The organism is Clostridium sp. NSJ-145, from assembly GCF_021044725.1.
Taxonomy (GTDB): Bacteria; Bacillota; Clostridia; order Clostridiales; family Clostridiaceae; genus Clostridium; species Clostridium disporicum_B.
Genome location: NZ_JAJNOS010000015.1, coordinates 87,931 through 95,410 on the forward strand (window position 1 = coordinate 87,931; position 7,480 = coordinate 95,410).

General features: G+C 28.8%; 6 protein-coding genes and 1 rRNA gene. 5 read left to right on the forward strand and 2 right to left on the reverse strand.

What is annotated here, in order from left to right; genetic code table 11:
* Positions 1-190: 190 nt before the first annotated feature.
* Positions 191-856: a DUF4230 domain-containing protein gene (locus LQE93_RS13565; RefSeq protein WP_084759021.1), complete on the reverse strand. Its 666-nt coding sequence runs from the start codon at positions 854-856 to the stop codon at positions 191-193.
* A gap of 170 nt (positions 857-1,026) precedes the next feature.
* On the opposite strand from LQE93_RS13565, the gene LQE93_RS13570 reads away from it, so the two are divergent.
* Together LQE93_RS13570 and LQE93_RS13575 are read left to right on the forward strand one after the other, a co-directional pair.
* On the forward strand, positions 1,027-1,956 hold the full coding sequence (locus tag LQE93_RS13570; protein ID WP_055266677.1) for a GNAT family N-acetyltransferase: 930 nt from the start codon (positions 1,027-1,029) through the stop codon (positions 1,954-1,956).
* 26 nt (positions 1,957-1,982) lie between these two features.
* Positions 1,983-2,837, forward strand: a complete 855-nt coding sequence (locus tag LQE93_RS13575) for a PRD domain-containing protein (RefSeq protein ID WP_231074004.1) — start codon at positions 1,983-1,985, stop codon at positions 2,835-2,837.
* Positions 2,838-2,876: 39 nt separating this feature from the next.
* Here LQE93_RS13575 and LQE93_RS13580 read toward each other — a convergent pair whose 3' ends face one another.
* Positions 2,877-3,389 carry a PTS sugar transporter subunit IIA gene (locus LQE93_RS13580; protein WP_055266675.1) on the reverse strand — a complete coding sequence of 171 codons (513 nt, stop codon included), beginning with the start codon at positions 3,387-3,389 and terminating at the stop codon, positions 2,877-2,879.
* Between the two features lie 399 nt (positions 3,390-3,788).
* On the opposite strand from LQE93_RS13580, the gene nagE (LQE93_RS13585) reads away from it, so the two are divergent.
* From nagE (LQE93_RS13585) to LQE93_RS13595, 3 genes are all read left to right on the forward strand, one after another.
* The gene (nagE, locus tag LQE93_RS13585; protein WP_231074005.1) at positions 3,789-5,240 is read left to right on the forward strand and encodes an N-acetylglucosamine-specific PTS transporter subunit IIBC; all 1,452 of its coding nucleotides are present in this window, start codon (positions 3,789-3,791) and stop codon (positions 5,238-5,240) included.
* Positions 5,241-5,357: 117 nt separating this feature from the next.
* A complete protein-coding gene (gene nagE / locus LQE93_RS13590; protein ID WP_231074006.1) occupies positions 5,358-6,863 on the forward strand; it encodes an N-acetylglucosamine-specific PTS transporter subunit IIBC in 1,506 nt (501 codons plus the stop codon).
* Positions 6,864-7,393: 530 nt separating this feature from the next.
* Positions 7,394-7,480: ribosomal RNA gene (locus LQE93_RS13595) — 16S ribosomal RNA — on the forward strand; the annotation flags it as partial.

Genomic DNA, 7,480 nt, shown 5'->3' on the forward strand with positions numbered 1-7,480 from the left:
AGTGCAAATCACTTTGGGGAAAGTTTGACTACATCAAAGGAAAAAAATCACTACTGGATAGGAAAGATATTGCCTATCTAGTAGTGAAAAGCATATATACTAATACTTTTTATTTTAATGTTAGTTAACTTTTCCTCACTATAAATAGTAGCATTTTTATATCGATTAAGTCAGCTTTTAACCTATAAGTTTAGTTAGTAACATTAACATCTATTGTATATTTTTCTCCTATTAGATTATAAATAATTTTTTCAAGAGAAGATTTAGTATTTGAAATAGCTTGATCCTTTAATGATTTGCTATTCATCATTATTTTAAACTCATCATAAAGCTTTGTTCTCAAATCTCCAAATTCTTCAGAGGATAGTTGAATATCACCAAATCTCAATAAGCCTAATTCAGGATCAGAATATCTTGTTTTAGTTTCATCTATATTAATGCTAAAAATCTCAGGAGATGTAATAGATATAGTAATATGTTTATTTGAATTATCTAAAATTATATCTTTGGTGGTAATATTAGAAAAATCTACGGAATAAGAGCAGTTAGCGAAAAACGTTATAGTTTTACATTTTTTGAATATATCTAAATCAAAAAAACTTTTGTCTATTAATACACTCTGGCTTAATTCGACTTCTAAAGGAATGAGTTTATTTACAGTTTTAACTTCATTAACTAAGGTTTCTTCGGTTAGTATAGTAACATCTTTATATATATTTAGAAAAGAACCTATGTTTTTTAGTTTATATGAATATCTAAATCCTAAAAAAATTCCTAATGATAATATTACTAATGAAAATATAAGTAGTTTTTTAAAGTGAAATTTCTTAAATATTTTCTTTATAAATTTAAATATAAGCTCACATCCTGTATAATTATTTTAATAAAATATATTATTATGAAAAAATATATATTACAAATTGAATTAAAGTTAATATAAATAAAATTTGATTATAATGTTAGTTGAGTTTTAGATAAATTTATTTGTATAATAGGATAAGATAACTAATTTTTAGGAGATTTACTATGGAAAACCAAAAGGAAATATATATTGAGCTAGTTAATGGAACATTAAATGATTATGTTATTAAAGATAAAGATAAAATACTTATAGGCAGATTTACAATAGTTGAATTAGACAAAGAAAATAAAAAATGCAATGTAAAGTTAAAGTTTTATAGAGATAAAAACTATGATTTATTAAAAGATGCAATAAAGTCAATATTAAAAGCTATATTTAAAGATAATGATATATTTAAGGCGAATTTTATAGTGAATGAAAATACCAATTTAAGTCCTTTTTTAGATATGGGATTTACTTTAGAAGCAATATTTACAGATAATCTTTTCATAAAGGGAAATTTCCAAGATGAATTAGGGTTAGGTATAAATAGAAATGAATATATTAATTGTAGTAGAAATACTATAGTAGAATTAAAAGGACGTAATATTAAAATAAGAAATTTTACTCCTGATGATGCAGAAGAGCTTACTGAATATTACATAAGAAATAAAGATCATTTAAAAAATTTTGAGCCAACTAGAGATAGTAGCTTTTACACGTATGAGGTACAGAAAGAAATATTGCTAGAGAGCTATAGACAATTAATGACAGGAGCAGGTAGTGATTTAGGAATATATAAAGATGATAAGCTTATAGGGAAAATAAAGATTTCTAATGTTGTTTATGGGGTATTTAAGAACGGAATAGTTGGATACTCAATAGACAAAGAGTATGAAGGTAAAGGGTATATGAAGGAAGCTGTAAATCTAGCTTTAGAATATGCTAAGAATTATTTAGATTTACATAGATTAGAAGCTTCAATCCTTACTGATAATGTTAGATCTAAGGGAGTATTATTATCTTGTGGGTTTGAAGAGGTTGGATTAAACAAAAACTATTTATATATTAATGGTAGCTGGAGAGATCACATAACTTTTTATAAGATAATATAGTTATAGTATTATAGGAGAGTATGTAAATGGGAATAGTTTTAACAAATGATACGATAGTAAGTAAAGTTTTAAATAACAATATTATACTAGTTAGAGATAAGTCAGTTGAGAAAATACTATTTTGTAGAGGGATTGGATTTAACAAAAAGTTTGGCCAAATATTAGAAGCTGCTTTAGAAGTAGATAAAATATTTACTATTGAAAATGAACAAAATCAAGAAAATCTTAAAGGGGTCATTAATAGGATTGATAAAAGTTTTATTGGTTTATGTGAAGAAGCTATAAGAGAAGTTTCTGATAAGTTAGGTGAAGAATTAAATGAATCAATTCATATAAGCTTAATAGATCATTTAGCGCTTGCTATAAGAAGAATTAAAAAAGGTGAAGATATAGAAAATCCATTCATAGTGGAGATAGAAACACTATATGCTAAAGAGTTCGAACTATCAAAAATATTTGCAGAAAAAATATATGATGCTTATAAGGTTAGTTTTCCTGATGGTGAATTAGGTTTTATTACTTTACATATTCATTCAGCTAGAAATAGTGGCAAATTATCTAATACTATAAAATATAGTTATTTAAGTAATACTGTAATAGAGTATATTGAAGATTGCTTAAATATAGAGATTGATAAAAAGTCATTAGATTATGCTAGGTTTGTAACTCATATAAGATTTGCAATAGAAAGAATACTTACAGATAAAAGATTGAAGAATGATTTAGTTGGTGTTATAAGGAATGTATATCCACTTGCATACAAAATAGCCCAAGAAGTATCTAAATTTATTGAAGAAGAATTAGAAAAAGAAGTTACTGAAGATGAAGTTGCTTATTTAGCAATGCATATTGAACGATTTAGGGTTTCTATTGAGACATAAAAAAAGCTAAGTAAAACTTAGCTTTTTTTATATTTAAAATTAAACTTCAAAATTTACTACTGCAGTTTCTCCAGCAACAACTGAACCAGATTCAACAGGAGTTATTGATTTAGCAGCATCTACATTAGTTATTAATACTGGAGTAGCTAAAGATAATCCTTTGCTTAATATAAACTCTCTATCTATTTTTATTATTGGAGTACCAGCTTTTACTTTTGTTCCTTGTTCTGCTAATTGTTCGAAACCTTCACCGTTTAAGCTAACAGTATCTACTCCGATATGAACTAATATTTCAAGTCCATTTTCTAAAGTCATAGCGAAAGCATGCTTAGTTTTGAATACTAAAGATAATTCTCCATCAGCAGGAGCAACTACAGTGTCTCCAGTGATCATTATAGCCATTCCATCACCTGCTAGTTTTTGTGCGAAAACTTGGTCTGGAACTTCTGATAGTGGAATTGCATTTCCTGTTGCAGCTGCAACTAAAAAGTTCTTTGGAGCTTCTTCAACTTTTGATTTTGACTTAAATAAATTCTTAAAAAAATTAGCCATATTATTTCCTGAATAAATCAGGAAGTCACTTCCTTTCTCAAAGCAAATTATTATTATAAAAATAAAAGGCATAAGTTTAATCTAACAAGAAAAACTTATGCCTGATTTAACAGTAACATATTTTAATTTTATTATATATATTCAAAATAATGGTGTCAATGCAAAAAGAATAAAAATATTTATCTGAAATCGTTGACAAATGTTGAATTAAAATATAAAATAACTAATATAAATTTAATAACATTTAAATATGAAGCGTGTAACCAATAAATAGGGGCATTAGCTGAAGAGGATATTTCTATATTCTTTTCAGCTTTTTTTATTGCTTAAAATTAAAAGAATAACTTTGTTGGAGCATTTAATATTTAAATAATATAAAAAATAGGAGGATAATTTATTATGATGAAGTATTTTCAAAAATTAGGTAAATCTTTAATGCTTCCCGTTGCAGCGTTACCAGTTGCAAGCATCTTAATGGGTATCGGTTATTGGATGGATCCATCAGGATGGGGAGCAAATAGTGCAGCAGCAGCATTTTTAATAAAAGCTGGTAGTGCACTAATAGATAACATGGGTATATTATTTGCAATAGGGGTTGCGGTTGGTATGTCAGATGATAATGATGGCACAGCTGGATTAGCAGGTCTTGTTTCATGGTTAATGATAACTACATTATTAGCACCGGAATCAGTAGCAATGCTTAAAGGGATAGATGTTGCAGAAGTTCCAGCTGCTTTTGGTAAAATAGCAACTCAATTTACAGGTATATTATCTGGAGTAATTGGTGCTACAGCTTATAATAAGTTTAAAGGAACTAAGTTACCAGCAGCATTATCATTCTTCAGTGGTAAGAGATGTGTTGCTATAGTGACAGCAGGAGCATCAATAATTGCTGCACTAGTATTATTATTTGTATGGCCTGTAGTTTACGGAGCACTAGTATCATTTGGGAAATCAATAGTTTCAACAGGAGCAATCGGTTCAGGAATTTATGCATTCTTAAATAGATTATTAATACCAACAGGACTTCACCATGCACTTAACTCAGTATTCTGGTTTGATGTAGCTGGAATAAATGATTTAGGTAACTTCTGGGCTGGAACAGGTACTTATGGAGTAGTTGGTATGTATATGACTGGATTCTTCCCGGTTATGATGTTTGGTCTTCCAGCAGCAGCTTTAGCTATGTATCATACAGCTAAAGACAATAAGAAAAAAGCTGTTTATGGTTTATTATTAGCAGCAGCAGTAGGTTCATTCTTTACAGGAGTTACAGAACCATTAGAATTCGCATTTATGTTCTTAGCGCCAGGACTATACGTTCTTCATGCTGGATTAACAGGTATATCAGCATTTGTATGTACATTATTACCAACAAGAGCTGGATTTAACTTCAGTGCTGGTTTAGTTGACTACATTTTAAGTTTCAAAGCTCCAATGGCTGAAAATCCAATAATACTATTAGCGGTTGGATTAGTATTTTCAGTAATTTACTATATAACATTCAGATTTGCAATTACTAAGTTTAACTTAAAGACTCCTGGAAGGGAAGAAGAAAGCGAAGATGAAGTAGAAGTTAAGCTTTCAAACAATAACTATACAGAAATTGCATCTACTATATTAGAAGGTTTAGGTGGAGCTGAAAATATAGTTTCAGTAGATAACTGTATTACAAGATTACGTTTAGAAATTAGAGATAATACAAAGGTAAATGAAAAAATTATTAAATCAGCAGGTGTAAGTGGGATTATAAGACCAGGAAAAACAAGCATACAAGTTATAATTGGAACACAAGTACAATTTGTAGCAGATGAATTTAAATTGTTATGTAAAACTAGTAACGATATGTAATTTGTGAAAAGTAAATGATAAAATAAGGTGTAGTTAGCTAAACTACGCCTTTTTTATATGAATAATTAGAAGAGGTAATTCTAAAGATAAAACTATAAATAATGAGGTAACGTTATTATGGGAAGTAAAATTAATAAGTTATTAAACTTTTTTCAACTATTAGGAAAAGCTATTATGATACCTATTGCGGCTCTACCTGTAGCGGCATTGATGTTGAGATTAGGTAAAGCAGATGTATGGGGACCTAACTTGTTTGGAGGAAATGGTATACCGTGGATGGTTGCTGCAGGAGAAGCAGTAATAAATCAAATGAATTTATTATTTGCAATAGGTATATCTGTTGGATTAGCAGATGATAATAATGGAAGTGCAGGCTTAGCTGGAGCTATTGGATATTTTGTGTTTACAAATGTGACGTATAGTTTTGCTGATCAGTTATATCAAGGTAGTAGTATAATTGATATGGGAGTTTTAGCCGGAATGATTGCGGGAATAGTTGCAGGATTACTATATAATAAATATAAAGAGATAAGATTACCTCAATTTCTAGGATTCTTTGGAGGAAAAAGGTTTGTTCCTATTGTAACATCTTTTGTAATGTTATTATTAGGATTAGTATTTGGTGGTATTTGGCCTAATATACAAGAGAGTATAAATTCCTTTGGTAATACGATAGCTACATCTGGAATAATAGGAGCATTTATATTTGGTTTTTTAAATAGATTATTAATACCTTTTGGGCTTCATCATGCACTAAACTCAATATTTTGGTTTCAATTTGGAGAATTTACTACTGCAAATGGTGAAGTTGTTACTGGAGATATGGTTAGATTTTTAAGTGGAGATCCAACAGCTGGTATATTTCAAACAGGATTCTTTCCTATAATGATGTTTGCTCTACCGGCAGCATGTTTGGCAATGATTTTAGCAGCTAAAAAAGATAGAAGAAAAGCAGTTACAGGTATGTTGGTAAGTATAGCTTTTACATCATTTTTAACAGGAATAACAGAACCTATTGAATTTTCTTTTTTGTTTTTAGCCCCTGGGTTATTTCTGATACATGCTATTTTAACAGGATTATCATTAGCTGTTACATCATTTTTAGGAATTAGGGCTGGTTATTCTTTTTCTGCTGGATTTATAGATTACTTATTAAATTTTAATTTGGCAGAGAGACCTATCTTGTTAATATTGGTAGGAGTGGTTATGGGAGTTATTTATTTTATAATTTTCTATTTCTGTATAACTAAATTTGATTTAAAGACTCCTGGAAGAGACGAGGATGATGATAATATTGAAGAATGTAAAGAAAAAGAGGAGGTAAATGTTAATAAATTAGAAGATAAAGAGGTAGCTATTAAACCATTAAGGTCTAAGCTAGATAAAATTGCAGAATGTATTATAGACGCAGTTGGAGGAAAAAATAACATCGAACATGTTGATTCGTGTATTACTAGAATAAGGTTGCAATTAAAGGATAGTAATAAGGTAGAGAAATCAAAGCTAAAACAGATAGGTGCTACAGAAATAATAAGATTAGGAAAAAATAATGTACAAATAATAATAGGAACTGTGGCAGACCCTGTAGTAAGCAGAATAAGAAGAGTAATAAAAAATGTTTAAATATTAGAGAAGAGATGAATAATCTCTTCTTTTTTGTGGAAATATAAATGTACATTATAAATAAAAAATACAACATATGTAATAAAATAGAATATAAAATGAATAACTTATCCTGGTGTATCAATAGTCGAAAAAAGACTAAAAATGTAGAAAAACAGAGAAATATAAAAATAAACTTAATAATAGGATAAATTAAGATATATTTATATTTATCAAGGTGATATTATAGATTATGTTCTTAGGGAGCAGCGCTTCCAAGAATAATAAAGCTTCTAACTTCAATTAAGTTAAAACTTATTAAAAAAAGTATTGACATAATAGTTAGTAAGTGGTAAGATAAGAAAGTCGCTTGAAGCGATAACAAAATATGGTCTTTGAAAATTGAACAGAATATAGTTAAAATAAATCCAGCAATTCTTTTGAGAGTTTTTAAGTGAGATTCTAAATTTTAATTTAGAAAATCGAACTTACAACGTAGTAGCGTTGTTACATTTATAAACTCAAAGTAATTTGAGCAACAGATTAAACTTTTTATTGAGAGTTTGATCCTGGCTCAGGACGAACGCTGGCGGCATGCCTAACACATGCAAGTCGAGCGAGTTGATCCCTTCGGGGTG

Coding starts and splice junctions, on each gene's coding strand:
- nagE (WP_231074006.1), top strand. CDS start 5,358: ATGGGAAGTAAAATTAATAAGTTATTAAACTTTTTTCAACTATTAGGA.
- nagE (WP_231074005.1), top strand. CDS start 3,789: ATGATGAAGTATTTTCAAAAATTAGGTAAATCTTTAATGCTTCCCGTT.
- LQE93_RS13570 (WP_055266677.1), top strand. CDS start 1,027: ATGGAAAACCAAAAGGAAATATATATTGAGCTAGTTAATGGAACATTA.
- LQE93_RS13575 (WP_231074004.1), top strand. CDS start 1,983: ATGGGAATAGTTTTAACAAATGATACGATAGTAAGTAAAGTTTTAAAT.
- LQE93_RS13580 (WP_055266675.1), bottom strand. CDS start 3,389: ATGGCTAATTTTTTTAAGAATTTATTTAAGTCAAAATCAAAAGTTGAA.